This is a genomic window from Hoeflea algicola (genome assembly GCF_026619415.1).
GTDB lineage: Bacteria > Pseudomonadota > Alphaproteobacteria > Rhizobiales > Rhizobiaceae > Hoeflea > Hoeflea algicola.
In genome coordinates this window covers 2,712,501-2,726,978 of the sequence record NZ_JAOVZR010000001.1, presented here as the reverse complement: position 1 = coordinate 2,726,978, position 14,478 = coordinate 2,712,501, and the positions used below count along the sequence as shown (strand labels likewise).

Here is a 14,478-nt window from a genome sequence, read left to right as displayed (position 1 = left end):
AGATCCTCGTTAAGCCTAGCCTTAACGCGGCAGTTTTTGCTCCGGAGCTTTCAGCGCGTCGGCTAGTCGTGCCTTCGCAGACCCCGGCTTGAGCGGCTTTTGCTGGCTTTCATGCGGCGCCCATCCCGACAGGTGAACCACCGGAAAACTGGCGCGTACGCGCCCGTCCGGGTCTGAAAAACGCTCAGCATAGATCTCCGCCGCCCGCAGGAACATCGCCCTGCGGCCCGGTAGGCGGCTGCGGTCGCTCAAGATCGAGGTCATGCCCATGCCGCGCAGATCGCGCAGCAGGGCAAACATGTCATCATAGCGTACGACGATGTCCTCGATGTCTGTGACCGGCAGCGCGAAACCAGCGCGTTGCAGCAGGCCGCCATAGTCACGGATGTCGGCAAAAGGGTGTACCCGGGCATTAGCCCCGCCGGTGAGTTCGCTTTCTGCGGTCAAAAGCGCCTCGCGCAATTCGGCAAGCGTGCCGGCGCCGGGTGTGGCGGCGAGCAACAAGCCATCCGGCTTGAGCGCCCTGCGCAATTGCACCAGAACTCCGGGCGTGTCGTTTGTCAGATGCAGCGCCAGCGGAGAGATCACCAGATCCACGCTTTGCGGTTCAAGCGGAGCCAGATCGGGGGGGACAGACTGAGGTTGCGGCCATCCAGACCCGGCACCTGACAGCAATCGATGAAACTGAATTTTTCGGTTTTCCCGGTCGCCTGCATCAGGTCGGCGGCAAGTGTCGATCCGCCATGCAGTTGCACCGGTTGGTCGAAATGGCGCGCAACGACGGATAGGCGCTCAGCCATGTCCTCGGCGACCCGGCGGGCCAGAAAATCCGCACCCGGCTGGAAACTTGCAAGGGCGCGCTCGCGACGCTGGCGCATAAGCGCGTGGTCAAACAATTGGTCCATGTTTCGCTCCGGCACTTGGTGATTGGCTCGCTTGTTGGATGGAACGGCGTTAAAGTCAATAAATGGAGATCCGCGGATCAGGCCATCCACTGCATCATTTGGCGTTTGCGCTCGGTCGCGCAGGCGGGCAGGCGATGCGGCTTGTCTACCCACCGATCTGCGCCGGTTGCGGAATCATGACCGGCGATCACGCCGCTTTGTGCGCTGTCTGTTGGCAGAGCGTGCGGTTCATTGAACGACCCTATTGCGAAATAACCGGTGCGCCGTTCGACCATGATCGCGGCGAAGGGCTGGTTTCGCCTGAGGCAATCGCTCGGCCACCTGCCTATGGCAAGGCGCGGGCCGCAGTGTTTTACGATGGGGTGGCGCGCAAGATTGCGCAGGGGCTGAAATATTCCGACCGCGCCGATCTCGCCGAAATGATGGCTGCCTGGATGGTTCGTGCCGGTCGTGACGTGATCGATGATAGTGATGTGATAATCGCCGTACCTTTGCACCGCCGGCGGTTGTTTTCTCGGCACTACAATCAATCCGCCGAGCTTGCGCGGGCTGTTGCCCGGCTGTCGGGCAAGCGTTTCCTGCCAGCGGGATTGCATCGGGTCCGCGCCACCGAGCGGCAGGTGGGCTTGGGTCTGAGAGCGCGGCAGGATAATGTGCGGGGTGCGTTCAGGACGCCAGAGACGCAGAAGGCGCGTCTTTTCGGCGTCCGAATTTTGCTGGTTGATGATGTGCTGACCACGGGAGCTACGGTGGAAGCTGCGACGCGGGCGCTCAAGCGTGGCGGAGCCGGTGAGGTCAATGTTCTGACCTTTGCCAGGGTTGCAAGGTCGGGAGAGGAAACCCTATATGCCTAGGAGGCTTGGCCGAACGCAGAAGAAGGCTTGGCCATCCTGTAACCCTGGAGACACGCATGGTTGAAGTAACCGTTTATACGCGCCAATTTTGTGGCTATTGCACCGCCGCCAAACGCCTGCTTGAGGGCAAGGGTGTGAGCTTTACCGAACACGATGCGACGTCCTCGCCGGATCTTCGCCAGGAGATGATCACCAAGGCCAATGGCCGGGCGACATTCCCACAGATTTTCATTGATGGCACCCATGTTGGCGGTTGTGACGAATTGCTCGCGTTGGAACGCGCCGGCAAGCTCGACCCAATGCTGGCGGGAGCTTGAGGCGATGAGCGAGTTGGTGGTCGCAGCCATCCAGATGCGGTCCGGGGTATCCCCGCAGACCAATATTGCGGTCATGGATGATCTGGTTCGCGAAGCCGCTTCTCGTGGCGCACGGTATGTACAGACGCCGGAAATGACCGGCGCGGTACAGCGCGACCGGGCTGCGTTGCAGCAAATGCTCAGATCCGAAACTGATGACCCGGTTCTGGCCGCAGCCTCTGCGCTGGCCGCCGAGTTGGGGATCCACCTTCATATCGGATCGACCGCGGTGGCCGCGGGCGACGGCATGGCCGCCAATCGCGGCGTGGTGTTCGGACCGGATGGCGGCCTGCTGGCCCGCTATGACAAGATCCATATGTTCGATGTGAATCTGGACAATGGCGAAAGCTGGCGCGAAAGCGCGCTTTACCGCCCCGGTGATGTAGCGCAGACTGTTGACATCGGTGGCACGCGTCTGGGGATGGGGATCTGTTATGACATCCGTTTTCCGGATCTGTTTCGTGACCTGGCGCTGGCTGGCGCCGAAATCCTGACCGCGCCGGCGGCGTTTACCCGGCAGACGGGCGAAGCGCACTGGCATGTGCTGCAGCGCGCCCGGGCGATCGAAAACGGTGCTTTCGTGATATCGGCGGCCCAAGGCGGTGTGCATGAGGACGGCCGCGAGACCTACGGGCATTCGATCATCGTCGATCCCTGGGGCCGTGTGCTTGCCGAGGCCAAAGGAGACGATCCGGGTGTGGTGATCGCCAGCCTGGCGCTGGATGAAGTGAAGGCAGCGCGGGCCAAGATCCCCAATCTGAAGAATGCGCGGAATTACCGGGTCGATGGCCAGCAGAAGATGGCAGAAGGAGTGCGTGTGGCGTGATCAAGTTCAATTTGCAATGCGACAATGACCACGAGTTCGAAGGATGGTTTTCTTCGAGCACGGATTTTGATGCGCAGATTGAACGTGAACTGGTTGAATGCCCCTCATGTGGCTCGCGCGCCATCGGCAAGGCATTGATGACGCCTTCCGTCTCGGTCTCACGGGGGCAGGACAAGCGGCCGTTGGCACTGGCTCCCGAAAAGCACGAGATGATGCGCAAGCTCCGGGAGATGGTGAAGGCGGTCCGCGACAATTCCGAGGATGTCGGCGACCGTTTTCCCGATGAAGCCCGCAAGATCCATCATGGCGAGACCGAGGCGCGGGGTATTATCGGCAAGGCGTCGCAAGAGGACGCACGGGCGCTGGTCGAGGAGGGCATCGGCATTGCACCTCTGCCGGATCTTCCAGAGGATCTGAGTTGAGGTGAGTGGCCGCGGCCTTCACCTTGAGATCTATAGTTTCGGCCTGCATGTGGCTGCTTGTGATGCGCCCGAAGTGCAGGGCTTCCTGCTCCGGGAACCGTTGAACTTTGCCGCAGCCGATAACGCGTCCGGTTTTGTTAGCCTGCAGCCGAGGTGTCATCCGACCTCGGGGCGTTTGGCGAGCATCATGTAATTGACATCCATGTCGCGCGACAATTTCCACTGGTCCTGCAGGGGACTGTAGAATACGCCGGTCCGGTCGATGATGCTCATTCCGGATGCCAGGAGTGGAGCCTCGATTTCTTCCGGCCGCACCAGCTTTTCGTACTGATGGGTGCCGCGCGGCAGCCAGCGCAAAACATACTCCGCCCCCACGATCGCCAGCGCCATCGCCTTCATGGTGCGATTGATGGTGGCAATGAACATCAGGCCGCCGGGTTTGACCATTTCGGCACAAGAAGACAGGAACAGGTCAACATCGGCGACGTGCTCGACAACTTCCATGTTGAGCACCACGTCAAAGCGTTCGCCACGGGCGGCCAGTTCCTCAGAAGTCACCGCCTCGTAGGTGACATCAACGCCGGTCTGGGCGGCGTGGATGGCCGCGACTTCGACATTGGTGCGCGAGGCATCGGCGCCGAGCACTTCCGCGCCCATACGCGCCATCGGCTCCGACAGCAGACCGCCACCGCAACCAATATCGAGGACTCTCAAACCTGCCAGCGGCTGGTCGGTCTTCGGATCGCGGCCATAATGCGCGGCGATCTGATCACGAATGTAGCTCAGCCGAACTGGATTGAATTTATGCAAGGGGCGGAATTTGCCTGTCGGGCTCCACCATTCGGCGGCCATGGCCGAAAAACGCTCGATTTCACTCTGGTCAATGGTTGTCCGAGTGGCTTGGCTCATCGGTTTTCTCCCGAGTTTGTCCCGGTCCATCAACTCGGGCGTCGGGCGCGCCTTGTCAAGGGCCGTCTGTGTCACATCGCGGCTCCAGTTGCAGCCACGTGGATTATTGGTTATGAGACCGCGTCCTTCCGCTCCGGCATCCGGAGCGTTTTTTCTGCCCGGTTCCGGGTTACCCAGCGGATAGTTTGATATGGCCCGCATAGTGATGAAGTTTGGCGGCACGTCGGTTGCCGACCTTGACCGGATCCATAACGTGGCCCGGCATGTCAAAAGGGAAGTTGACGCCGGCAATCAGGTTGCTGTGGTGGTGTCGGCAATGGCCGGCAAGACCAACGAGCTGGTCGGCTGGGTTCAGGCGATGCCGAAAGTGGCAGGCGCCGATGCCTCGTTCTACGACGCCCGCGAATACGACGCGATTGTCGCCTCGGGAGAGCAGGTAACCAGTGGCCTGCTGGCGATTGCGCTGCAATCGATGGGCGTTGACGCCCGATCCTGGCATGGCTGGCAGATTCCGGTGAAGACCGACAATGCGCATGGCGCGGCGCGGATCGTCGATATTGACGGCACCGAACTGATCAAACGATTCGAAATCGGCCAGGTTGCCGTGGTTGCCGGCTTTCAAGGCGTCGGCCCCGACAACCGGCTGGCGACGCTGGGACGCGGTGGTTCCGACACCAGCGCGGTGGCAATCGCCGCGGCGATCAAGGCTGACCGCTGTGATATCTATACCGACGTCGATGGTGTCTACACCACTGATCCGCGGGTCGAACCCAAGGCGCGGCGGATGAAGAAGATCGCGTTCGAGGAAATGCTCGAGATGGCATCGCTCGGCGCCAAGGTACTGCAGGTCCGTTCGGTGGAACTGGCGATGGTGCACAAGGTCAGAACTTTTGTGCGCTCCAGCTTTGATGATCCGGATGCGCCTGGAATGGGCGACCCGAACAATCCGCCCGGAACTCTTATTTGCGACGAGGAAGAAATCGTGGAACAGGAAGTCGTTACCGGCATCGCCTATGCCAAGGATGAAGCCCAGATTTCGCTCCGGCGGCTGGCCGACCGACCCGGTGTGTCGGCGGCAATATTCGGCCCGCTCGCCGATTCCCATATCAATGTCGACATGATCGTCCAGAACATCTCGGAAGACGGATCGCGCACCGACATGACATTCACCGTGCCGTCCAGCGATGCGCCCAAGGCTTTGTCGGTACTAGACCAGAACAAGAGCGGCATCGGCTATGATGTGGTTCAGAGCGAATCAGGCCTGGCAAAGGTCTCGGTGATCGGCATCGGCATGCGCAGCCACGCCGGCGTGGCTGCAACGGCGTTCAAGGCGCTCGCGGAAAAGTCGATCAACATCAAGGCGATAACAACTTCTGAGATCAAGATTTCGATCCTGATTGACGGTGCCTATGCCGAGCTTGCAGTGAGAACTTTGCATTCCGTCTATGGTCTCGATAAGACATAGTCAGATCCGACCCGAGACCAGCGAGACCTTACCAAGCCGGTCAGAGCCGAGCCTTGAACCGGTCGGGAATGTCCCGGGCCGGATATGTGAATTGGAGAATGAAGCGCGATGAGAGACCTTTCAACGGGTCCGCGCGTCCTTCTCAGGCGGCTGCGCGAATTGATGGCGGAGCCCCTTGAGCCGCAGGAGCGCCTTGACCAGATCGTTCGCCAGATTGCGTCCAATATGGTCGCCGAAGTGTGCTCGTTTTATGTGCTGCGCGCCGATGGCGTGTTGGAGCTGTTTGCCACCGAAGGTCTGAACAAGGATGCGGTTCATCTGGCGCAACTGAAAATGGGCCAGGGTCTGGTCGGCACGATCGCTTCCAGCGCACGCTCGCTCAATTTGTCCGACGCCCGGACCCACCCGGCGTTTACTTATCTGCCGGAGACCGGCGAAGAAATATACAATTCTTTCCTTGGCGTTCCGATTCTGAGAGCCGGGCGGTCGCTTGGTGTTCTGGTGCTTCAGAACAAGGCGCACCGGAAATACCGCGAAGAAGAGGTGGAGGCACTCGAGACCACCTCGATGGTGCTTGCCGAGATGATCGCCACGGGCGACCTCAAGCAGATCACCCGTTCGGGGATGGAACTGGACCTGAGCCGGCCAGTTACAATCGAGGGCGATGCCTATGGCGAGGGCATCGGGTTGGGGCACGTAATCCTGCACGAGCCACGAATTGTCGTCACTGACCTGCTCAATGACGACATTGATGCCGAACTGCAGCGGCTGGATGAGGCGCTGGGGTCACTAAGGATCTCGATCGACGACATGTTGTCGCGACGTGAAGTGGCGATGGAGGGTGAACACCGGGCGGTGCTGGAAGCCTACCGGATGTTTGCACATGACCGTGGCTGGGTGAGAAAGCTTGAAGAAGCCATCCGCAACGGGCTGACCTGCGAAGCGGCGGTGGAAAAGGTGCAAAGCGACACGCGTGCGCGCATGATCCACATGACCGATCCCTATCTTCGCGAGCGGTTGCACGATTTTGATGATCTGGCCAATCGGCTGCTCAGGCAGCTGACCGGCTTCGTGCCGGGCGGCGCCGGTCTGCCTCAGGATGCTATTATCGTTGCCCGGGCCATGGGGGCCGCCGAATTGCTGGATTATCCACGCGATTCGTTGCGTGGTCTGGTGCTCGAGGACGGTGCGGTGACCAGCCATGTGGTGATCGTCGCTCGCGCCATGGGTATTCCTGTTGTTGGCCAGGTGATCGGTATCTCCTCCCTGGCAGAAAACCGCGACGCGATCATTGTTGATGGCGAGGATGGCGTTGTCCACCTGCGCCCGATGGCCGACATCGAGAGCGCCTATGCCGACAAGGTACGTTTCCGTGCCAAGCGGCAGGAGCAGTTCCGCGCCCTGCGGGATGTCGAATCGCGCACCCGCGATGGCCAGGAGATCACGCTGCACATGAATGCCGGGCTGCTGGTGGATCTGCCGCAACTGGCGGAATCCGGCGCCAGTGGCATCGGCCTGTTTCGCACCGAACTGCAATTCATGATCGCCTCGACCATGCCCAAGGTCGACGAACAGGAAAGCCTCTACCGCAATGTCATCCATCAGGCTGAGGGGCGACCGGTTACCTTTCGGACTTTGGATATCGGTGGCGACAAGGTGGTGCCCTATTTCCGTTCTGCGGAAGAAGAAAATCCGGCGCTCGGCTGGCGTGCGATCCGGTTTTCGCTGGACCGGCCGGGACTGCTGCGGATGCAGATCCGCGCTTTGCTGAAAGCTGCGGCCGGAACTGAACTAAAACTGATGTTGCCGATGGTCACCGAGGTCAATGAACTGCGACTGGCGCGAGAGCTTGTCGACAAGGAAGTCAAGCGGCTGGCGCGTTTCGGGTATCAGTTGCCAAGTCGCGTGTTATTCGGCGCCATGCTGGAAGTGCCGAGCCTGATGTGGCAGCTCGATGAGCTGATGAATGAGGTGGATTTCGTTTCGGTCGGGTCCAATGATCTGTTTCAGTTTGTCATGGCGGTGGACCGCGGCAATTCCCGGGTGGCGGACCGGTTCGACACGCTGGGGCGGCCGTTCCTGCGGGTGTTACGGCAGATCGTTCAGGCTGCCGACCGTGCAAAGACACCCTTGACGCTGTGCGGTGAAATCGCTGGCAAACCGCTTTCGGCGATGGCATTGATGGGGCTGGGATTTCGCTCGATATCGATGTCGCCGGCGGCAATCGGCCCGGTCAAGTCGATGCTGCTGTCGCTGGATCTGGGAAAGCTCGAAACGGGCTTGCTGGAGGCGATCGCCGACACCAGGAGCGAGAAGACTGTGCGCGAGTTCCTGATGGATTTTGCAGACGCAAATAGCGTGAGCCTTTAGGGACCAAACAGATATGGCACGATTGCCGACGCAGAAAATTCGTGAACTTGAACGCCGGTTTGGCGAGGTCGAGGCCCGCATGTCGTCGGGCCCGGACGCGGAGACCTATGTGAAGCTGGCGTCCGAATATTCGGAACTGCAGCCACTGGTCGGTGAGATTCGTGCACTGAACGCGGCACTCGCCGAGCGCGACGACCTTCAGGCGATGGTTGACGACCGGTCATCCGACCGGGAGATGCGGGAGCTGGCCGAGGGCGAATTGCGCGGCATCAAGGGCAAAATCGAGGAGTTGGAACAGCAGATCGAGATCATGCTGCTGCCCAAGGATGTTGCAGATGAACGTAGCGCCATCGTCGAAATCCGCGCCGGCACCGGTGGCTCGGAGGCCGCGCTGTTCGCTGGCGACCTGTTCCGCATGTATGAGCGCTATGCTTCCTCGCACGGGTGGCGGGTCGAGGTGCTGTCGGCAAGCGAGGGCGAGGCTGGCGGCTACAAGGAAATCATCGCCACAATCTCGGGCAAGGGCGTGTTTGCCCGTCTGAAGTTCGAATCCGGCGTGCACCGGGTGCAGCGGGTGCCGGAAACCGAATCAGGCGGGCGGATACACACGTCGGCGGCCACCGTCGCAGTGCTGCCGGAAGCTGAAGACATCGACATCGAGATTCGTCCCGACGATATCCGGATAGACACCATGCGCGCATCCGGTGCTGGCGGCCAGCACGTCAACACCACCGATTCGGCTGTGCGGATAACCCATTTGCCATCGGGCATTGTGGTGACGTCGTCTGAAAAATCGCAGCACCAGAACCGGGCGCGTGCGATGCAGGTGCTGCGCGCGCGGCTGTATGATATGGAGCGGCAGCGGGCCGACGACGAGCGGTCGGAGTCGCGGCGCAGCCAGGTTGGCTCGGGTGACCGGTCGGAACGAATTCGCACCTATAATTATCCGCAGGGACGGATCACCGATCACCGCATCAACCTGACCCTTTACAAGCTCGACCGGATGATGATGGGCGAGATAGATGAAGTGGTGGATGCACTGATCTCCGACCATCAGGCGGGGCAGTTGGCGACGCTCGGCAGCCATGGCCAGGCTTGATCTTTCCGGCGCCACCACGCTGCGCGATGGCTGGCTCGAAATGCGGGCTGCGTTTCGCGCTGCCGGATTGGAAAGCGCTGATCTCGATGCCCGTTTGCTGAGTTCAAGTCTTGCCGGAATTGAGCCGCACCATCTGACCACCGAAGCCCAGTCGGTGCTTGACGAATCTTTGCGGGAAAGGCTGGCAGAGGCCGGCAACGCGCGGCTTCAGGGCAAGCCTGTGCACCGAATTCTCGGGATGCGGGATTTTTACGGGCTGCCGTTTCTGTTGTCAGCGGCCACGCTTGAGCCGCGCCCGGACACGGAAACACTGGTCATCGCGGCGCTGCCGCATGTTCACGCTACACTGGAGCGCAAAGGCACCTGTTCGATCGTCGATCTGGGCATCGGCACAGGAGCGGTCGGCCTGGCGTTGCTGGCGGAGTGCCCGCAAGCCAACGGCCTAGGCGTCGACGTATCCGCCGAGGCAGTGGCAACTGCGCTCGGGAACGCCGACAGGCTTGGATTGTCGGCGCGTTATCGCGCCGCGGTTGGCGACTGGCTTTCGGGGATTGAGGATCGGTTCGACCTGGTCGTGTCCAATCCTCCCTATATTCCGACTGCGGATCTGGCGGGGTTGTCGCTTGAAGTGACCGGGCATGATCCTCTGTTGGCTCTGGACGGCGGTGATGACGGTCTTGATGCCTATCGTGTGCTAGCCAGTCAGGTGGGCGCAAGGCTCATGCCCGGTGGCCAGGTGGCGATGGAAATAGGCATCGGGCAGGGGAGCTCGGTGACCGGGCTTTTCTGCGCAGCGGGGTTTGAGCTGTCAGGCAAATTTGCCGATCTCGGCGGCGTCGAACGGGCACTTCTATTCCATTTGCCGGAGGCGCGGGCGGGGGCCGATAAGAACAATTGATGATTTGGACAAGAAAAAGCTTGGAATTGCGGGCAAACATGGCTAGTTTCCGGGCCAGTGCCGGATAGCAGGTCTTGAAACAGATTCGATCCGACGGCTCGGTTCCAGAAATCCACTTTATATGCGGGTGTTTCTCAGGACAGCCTCTGGCGCGGGTATCTGAATTTGAACCCATAATTGCGACGGGATCGGTGAACGATCCTTTGTCGCGGCGCAATGTGCGAGCTGGGATGTCGGCCGACGCGCCAATCCATATTTTCAGGAACACAACCAGGTGACTATCGAATGAGGCCAGGACAGCAAAATAAGCGCGGTCGCGGACGCAGCGGAAACAACGGCGGCGGCGGTGGCGGTGGTGGCAATCGCAAAGGTCAAAGCCCGCTTTCGCGGACCTATGACAGTTCCGGTCCCGATGTGAAAATTCGTGGTACGGCGCAGCATGTCGCGGAAAAATACATGAACCTGGCGCGTGATGCGCAAAGTTCAGGCGACCGGGTGATGGCCGAAAATTATCTTCAGCACGCAGAGCACTACAATCGCATTATCCTGACTGCCCAGGCGCAGCTGCAGGAGCGTTTCCAGCGTGATGAAAACCAGCCGCAGAACCGTGATTCGCAGGATCAGGACGACGATGATCGCGACAATGATGACGATCAGGACGGCAATGGTACGCAGGAGCGACGGTCTGAACGTTCTGATCGGGGCGACCAGCCGCCGCAGCAACCCCGCGCCGAGCGCCAGCCGCGCCAGGAACGCTCCAATCGAAGTGAGCGGGCACCGCGCGCACCGCGTCAGGATACACAAGACGCACAACCGGTATTCAATGCAGACTCGCCGCAGCCGGTGATTGATGGCGTGCCGGCCGAAGTTGCGATCAAACAGGAAGAGCCCAAGGATGAGGCGGCTGCACCCGCACCGCGTCGCCGTGGACGTCCGCGCCGGGTACGCACCGAGGAGACCACGGAGGCTGCAAGCAGCGAGAAGGAAAAGCCGGCCAAGATCGAGCCCGCTGCTGCCGATTGAGACCGTGCATCCTTGCACACTTCAAACCCCGACCGTCCGCGGCCGGGGTTTTTTTATGCCATGACGGGCCTTTATCGGGCAGGAAACAATACCCATATCTGATTTATCACACGGGCTTGCCGCATTCGGGAGTTCGTCCGGGATCGATGTTTCGTGCCGAAAAGGGCGGGACATGCAAAGGAGAAAATCATGAATATTGAAAAATACTCGGAGCGCGTGCGCGGCTTCATCCAGTCCGCACAGTCATATGCCTTGGCCGAAGGGCACCAGCAATTTGTGCCGGAGCACCTGCTCAAGGTGTTGATGGACGATGATCAGGGTATGGCCTCGTCGCTGATCGAGCGCGCTGGCGGCAGGCCAGCCGATGTCCGGTTGGGCAATGATGCGGCGCTGGCGAAATTGCCCAAGGTGAGTGGTGGTAACGGGCAGCTCTATCTGTCGCAGCCGATTGCCAAGGTGTTCCAGACGGCGGAGGATGGCGCAAAGAAGGCCGGGGACAGTTTTGTCACCGTCGAAAGGCTGTTGCTGGCGTTGGTGATTGAAAACTCCGCGGCCACCTCGAAAATTCTCTCCAAGGCCGGTTTGACGGCACAAGGCCTTAACCAGACCATCAACGAGATCCGGAAGGGCCGCACCGCTGACAGTGCCGGGGCCGAACAGGGTTTCGATGCTTTGAAAAAATATGCTCGTGACCTGACCGAGGCTGCACGTGAAGGCAAGCTGGACCCGGTGATCGGCCGCGATGAAGAAATTCGACGTACCATTCAGGTGCTGTCACGCCGCACCAAGAACAATCCGGTGCTGATTGGCGAGCCCGGCGTTGGCAAGACCGCGATCGCTGAAGGTCTGGCGCTCCGGATCGTCAATGGTGACGTGCCCGAATCGCTGAAGGACAAGCAACTGATGTCGCTCGACATGGGCGCGCTGATCGCCGGCGCGAAATACCGTGGCGAGTTCGAGGAACGGCTGAAGGCGGTGTTGTCGGAAATACAGGCCAACAATGGCGGGATCATCCTTTTCATCGATGAGATGCACACGCTGGTTGGCGCGGGCAAGGCCGACGGAGCGATGGATGCGTCAAACCTGTTGAAGCCGGCGCTGGCGCGTGGCGAGTTGCACTGTGTCGGCGCAACGACGCTTGATGAGTACCGCAAGCACGTGGAAAAGGACGCAGCCCTTGCCCGGCGGTTCCAGCCGGTGATGGTGGAAGAGCCTACCGTTGAGGATACGGTTTCGATCCTGCGCGGGCTCAAGGAAAAATACGAGCAGCATCACAAGGTGCGAATCAGCGATTCGGCGCTGGTCTCTGCAGCCGTGCTTTCCAACCGCTACATTACTGACCGGTTTCTGCCCGACAAGGCGATCGATCTGGTTGACGAGTCGGCCGCGCGGTTGCGGATGCAGGTCGATTCCAAACCCGAAGAGCTCGATGAACTCGATCGCCGCATCATGCAGCTGAAAATTGAACGCGAGGCTCTGAAGAAAGAGACTGACCAGGCGTCCAAGGACCGGCTGGAACGGCTCGACAAGGAATTGTCGGATATCGAGGAAAAGTCTGATGCGCTGACAGCGCGGTGGCAATCGGAAAAGCACAAGCTCGGCCATGCCGCCGATCTCAAGCAGAAGCTTGAGGCGGCACGCAATGATCTGGCGATCGCCCAGCGCAGCGGCGAGTACCAGCGCGCCGGGGAACTGGCCTATAGCGAGATCCCGGCACTGGAGCGGCAGCTTGAAGAAGCCGAAGCTCATAACGAGGCTGATGTTGCCGGCATGGTCGAGGAAACTGTGACGCCGGATCATATCGCCCATATCGTCTCGCGTTGGACCGGGATTCCTGTTGACCGGATGCTGCAAGGCGAGCGTGATAAGCTGCTCAGGATGGAAGACGAGATCGGCAAGCGGGTGGTCGGCCAGGGTGAAGCAGTTCAGGCTGTCGCCAAGGCTGTCCGCCGGGCCCGTGCCGGGTTGCAGGACCCGAACCGGCCGATGGGGTCGTTCATCTTTCTGGGGCCGACCGGTGTCGGCAAGACCGAACTGACCAAGGCGCTCGCCGAATTCCTGTTCGATGACGAGACCGCGCTGATTCGGATGGATATGTCCGAATATATGGAAAAGCACTCGGTCTCGCGTCTGATCGGCGCGCCTCCCGGCTATGTCGGCTATGACGAGGGTGGCGCACTCACCGAAGCGGTGCGGCGCAGACCCTATCAGGTGATCCTGTTCGACGAGATCGAGAAGGCGCATCCGGATGTCTTCAATGTGCTGTTGCAGGTGCTTGATGACGGCCGGCTGACCGATGGACAGGGCCGCACGGTCGATTTCCGCAACACGCTGATCGTGATGACATCGAACCTGGGCGCGGAATACCTTATCGCGCTGGGTGAAGACCAGGATGCGGATGCCGCGCGCGACGACGTGATGAACGTGGTGCGTTCGGCCTTCCGTCCGGAATTCCTCAACCGGGTGGACGAGATCATCCTGTTCCAGCGGCTGCGGCGGTCGGAAATGGGAGCGATTGTCGACATCCAGCTTGGCCGGCTTGGCCAACTTCTTGCCGATCGCAAGATCGAGGTGACGCTGGATGGCCCCGCCCGCGACTGGCTGGCGGAGAAGGGCTACGATCCCGCCTATGGCGCACGCCCGCTCAAGCGCGTCGTGCAGAAATACGTGCAGGATCCGCTGGCAGAGAAAATCCTGCTGGGTGAGGTCGGTGATGGCGCGCATGTGAGTGTGAGCGCCGGATCTGACAGGCTGGTGTTCGCGGTTTCTCAGAACGCGCCTGCCGCGCTGGAAGAAGCCCCAGGCGAAGCGGCGTAACCGCCGCCTGAAAAAAACAAAAGGCGGATCTTCGGACCCGCCTTTTGTTTTTCCGGTCATGCACAATTTTGCAGCGTCGCGCGTCCAAGTTGATGCGCGACGCTGTCGTGCTTGGATCAATCCGGGTTTGTTATCATTGCCATGAACCCATTGGACCACGCCATGCATTGGGAGGCGCGGTGAAGCCCCTTATGGCTGTAACGGTTTGACGATCGAACCCTCGATGAGGTGGCTCTCGGCGATTCGTCAGTCCTATGTCATGGTCATATCCGGGCTGAGCCGCAAAGCCCGCGCCGCGCTTTGAATAGCCGGTACCTACTGCATGAAACTCTGGCCTGACTTCCGGTGTGGTCGATGCCTGGAGACAGCGCGTCTGACTGCCGCTTGCGCGCACGGTGTCACCGGCTGGCGACTTCCTTGTTGGAAACCTCGATATCGAGAAGCGCGTTGATGCGATCGCGTTCACGGGCAAACATATCGAGCGCATCGCCCTTGAGGGTTTTGCCGTCGGGCAGGCGAATCCGCATTGCGTCC

Annotated in this window: 13 protein-coding genes (1 of these 13 cut by a window edge); 10 read left to right on the top strand and 3 right to left on the bottom strand. The window is 60.4% G+C overall.

Features of this window, described 5'->3' with window-relative positions; genetic code table 11:
* Positions 1–21: 21 nt before the first annotated feature.
* Positions 22–738, bottom strand: a complete 717-nt coding sequence (locus tag OEG84_RS13355; RefSeq protein ID WP_267656183.1) for a methyltransferase domain-containing protein — start codon at positions 736–738, stop codon at positions 22–24.
* A 229-nt stretch (positions 739–967) separates the two neighbouring features.
* Between OEG84_RS13355 and OEG84_RS13350 the strand changes: the two genes are divergently transcribed.
* Genes OEG84_RS13350 through OEG84_RS13335 form a run of 4 tightly spaced genes read left to right on the top strand, consistent with a single transcriptional unit; the run spans position 968 to position 3,363 of the window.
* Positions 968–1,759, top strand: coding sequence for a ComF family protein (locus tag OEG84_RS13350; RefSeq protein WP_425602851.1), 792 nt, complete (start codon positions 968–970; stop codon positions 1,757–1,759).
* Positions 1,760–1,815: 56 nt separating this feature from the next.
* Positions 1,816–2,076: a glutaredoxin 3 gene (grxC, locus tag OEG84_RS13345; protein ID WP_267654198.1), complete on the top strand. Its 261-nt coding sequence runs from the start codon at positions 1,816–1,818 to the stop codon at positions 2,074–2,076.
* Positions 2,077–2,080: 4 nt separating this feature from the next.
* Positions 2,081–2,941 carry a carbon-nitrogen hydrolase family protein gene (locus OEG84_RS13340; RefSeq protein ID WP_267654197.1) on the top strand — a complete coding sequence of 287 codons (861 nt, stop codon included), beginning with the start codon at positions 2,081–2,083 and terminating at the stop codon, positions 2,939–2,941.
* Positions 2,938–3,363 (top strand): DUF1178 family protein, encoded by a 426-nt coding sequence (locus OEG84_RS13335; protein ID WP_267654196.1) that lies wholly within the window; start codon positions 2,938–2,940, stop codon positions 3,361–3,363. The genes OEG84_RS13340 and OEG84_RS13335 overlap by 4 nt, the downstream gene beginning before the upstream one ends.
* Before the next feature lie 156 nt (positions 3,364–3,519).
* On the opposite strand, the gene ubiG is transcribed toward OEG84_RS13335, so the two are convergent.
* Entirely contained in the window at positions 3,520–4,272 is a 753-nt protein-coding gene (gene ubiG / locus OEG84_RS13330; RefSeq protein WP_267656182.1) for a bifunctional 2-polyprenyl-6-hydroxyphenol methylase/3-demethylubiquinol 3-O-methyltransferase UbiG, read from the bottom strand.
* A gap of 190 nt (positions 4,273–4,462) precedes the next feature.
* On the opposite strand from ubiG, the gene OEG84_RS13325 reads away from it, so the two are divergent.
* The 6 genes from OEG84_RS13325 to clpB all read left to right on the top strand — a co-directional run bounded on the left by OEG84_RS13325 (position 4,463) and on the right by clpB (position 13,944).
* Positions 4,463–5,737 carry an aspartate kinase gene (locus OEG84_RS13325; protein ID WP_267654195.1) on the top strand — a complete coding sequence of 425 codons (1,275 nt, stop codon included), beginning with the start codon at positions 4,463–4,465 and terminating at the stop codon, positions 5,735–5,737.
* Between the two features lie 108 nt (positions 5,738–5,845).
* The gene (gene ptsP / locus OEG84_RS13320; RefSeq protein WP_267654194.1) at positions 5,846–8,107 is read left to right on the top strand and encodes a phosphoenolpyruvate--protein phosphotransferase; all 2,262 of its coding nucleotides are present in this window, start codon (positions 5,846–5,848) and stop codon (positions 8,105–8,107) included.
* Positions 8,108–8,120: 13 nt separating this feature from the next.
* The gene (gene prfA, locus OEG84_RS13315) at positions 8,121–9,206 is read left to right on the top strand and encodes a peptide chain release factor 1 (protein ID WP_267654193.1); all 1,086 of its coding nucleotides are present in this window, start codon (positions 8,121–8,123) and stop codon (positions 9,204–9,206) included.
* On the top strand, positions 9,193–10,104 hold the full coding sequence (prmC, locus tag OEG84_RS13310) for a peptide chain release factor N(5)-glutamine methyltransferase (RefSeq protein ID WP_267654192.1): 912 nt from the start codon (positions 9,193–9,195) through the stop codon (positions 10,102–10,104). Before prfA ends, prmC begins: the two co-directional genes overlap by 14 nt.
* A 285-nt stretch (positions 10,105–10,389) precedes the next feature.
* The gene (locus OEG84_RS13305) at positions 10,390–11,127 is read left to right on the top strand and encodes a DUF4167 domain-containing protein (RefSeq protein ID WP_267654191.1); all 738 of its coding nucleotides are present in this window, start codon (positions 10,390–10,392) and stop codon (positions 11,125–11,127) included.
* Positions 11,128–11,316: 189 nt separating this feature from the next.
* Positions 11,317–13,944, top strand: coding sequence for an ATP-dependent chaperone ClpB (gene clpB, locus OEG84_RS13300; protein ID WP_267654190.1), 2,628 nt, complete (start codon positions 11,317–11,319; stop codon positions 13,942–13,944).
* 398 nt (positions 13,945–14,342) lie between these two features.
* Here clpB and OEG84_RS13295 read toward each other — a convergent pair whose 3' ends face one another.
* Positions 14,343–14,478: the final stretch of a M23 family metallopeptidase gene (locus OEG84_RS13295; RefSeq protein WP_267654189.1), read on the bottom strand. It continues 1,811 nt past the right edge of the window; only the last 136 of its 1,947 coding nucleotides appear in the window; the start codon falls outside the window, past its right edge; it ends in the stop codon at positions 14,343–14,345.

Bases quoted from the DNA above. Each gene is read 5' to 3' on its own strand.
- ubiG (WP_267656182.1), bottom strand. From the start codon at position 4,272: ATGAGCCAAGCCACTCGGACAACCATTGACCAGAGTGAAATCGAGCGT.
- grxC (WP_267654198.1), top strand. From the start codon at position 1,816: ATGGTTGAAGTAACCGTTTATACGCGCCAATTTTGTGGCTATTGCACC.
- OEG84_RS13305 (WP_267654191.1), top strand. From the start codon at position 10,390: ATGAGGCCAGGACAGCAAAATAAGCGCGGTCGCGGACGCAGCGGAAAC.
- OEG84_RS13350 (WP_425602851.1), top strand. From the start codon at position 968: ATGGAGATCCGCGGATCAGGCCATCCACTGCATCATTTGGCGTTTGCG.
- prfA (WP_267654193.1), top strand. From the start codon at position 8,121: ATGGCACGATTGCCGACGCAGAAAATTCGTGAACTTGAACGCCGGTTT.
- OEG84_RS13325 (WP_267654195.1), top strand. From the start codon at position 4,463: ATGGCCCGCATAGTGATGAAGTTTGGCGGCACGTCGGTTGCCGACCTT.
- clpB (WP_267654190.1), top strand. From the start codon at position 11,317: ATGAATATTGAAAAATACTCGGAGCGCGTGCGCGGCTTCATCCAGTCC.
- OEG84_RS13340 (WP_267654197.1), top strand. From the start codon at position 2,081: ATGAGCGAGTTGGTGGTCGCAGCCATCCAGATGCGGTCCGGGGTATCC.
- ptsP (WP_267654194.1), top strand. From the start codon at position 5,846: ATGAGAGACCTTTCAACGGGTCCGCGCGTCCTTCTCAGGCGGCTGCGC.
- prmC (WP_267654192.1), top strand. From the start codon at position 9,193: ATGGCCAGGCTTGATCTTTCCGGCGCCACCACGCTGCGCGATGGCTGG.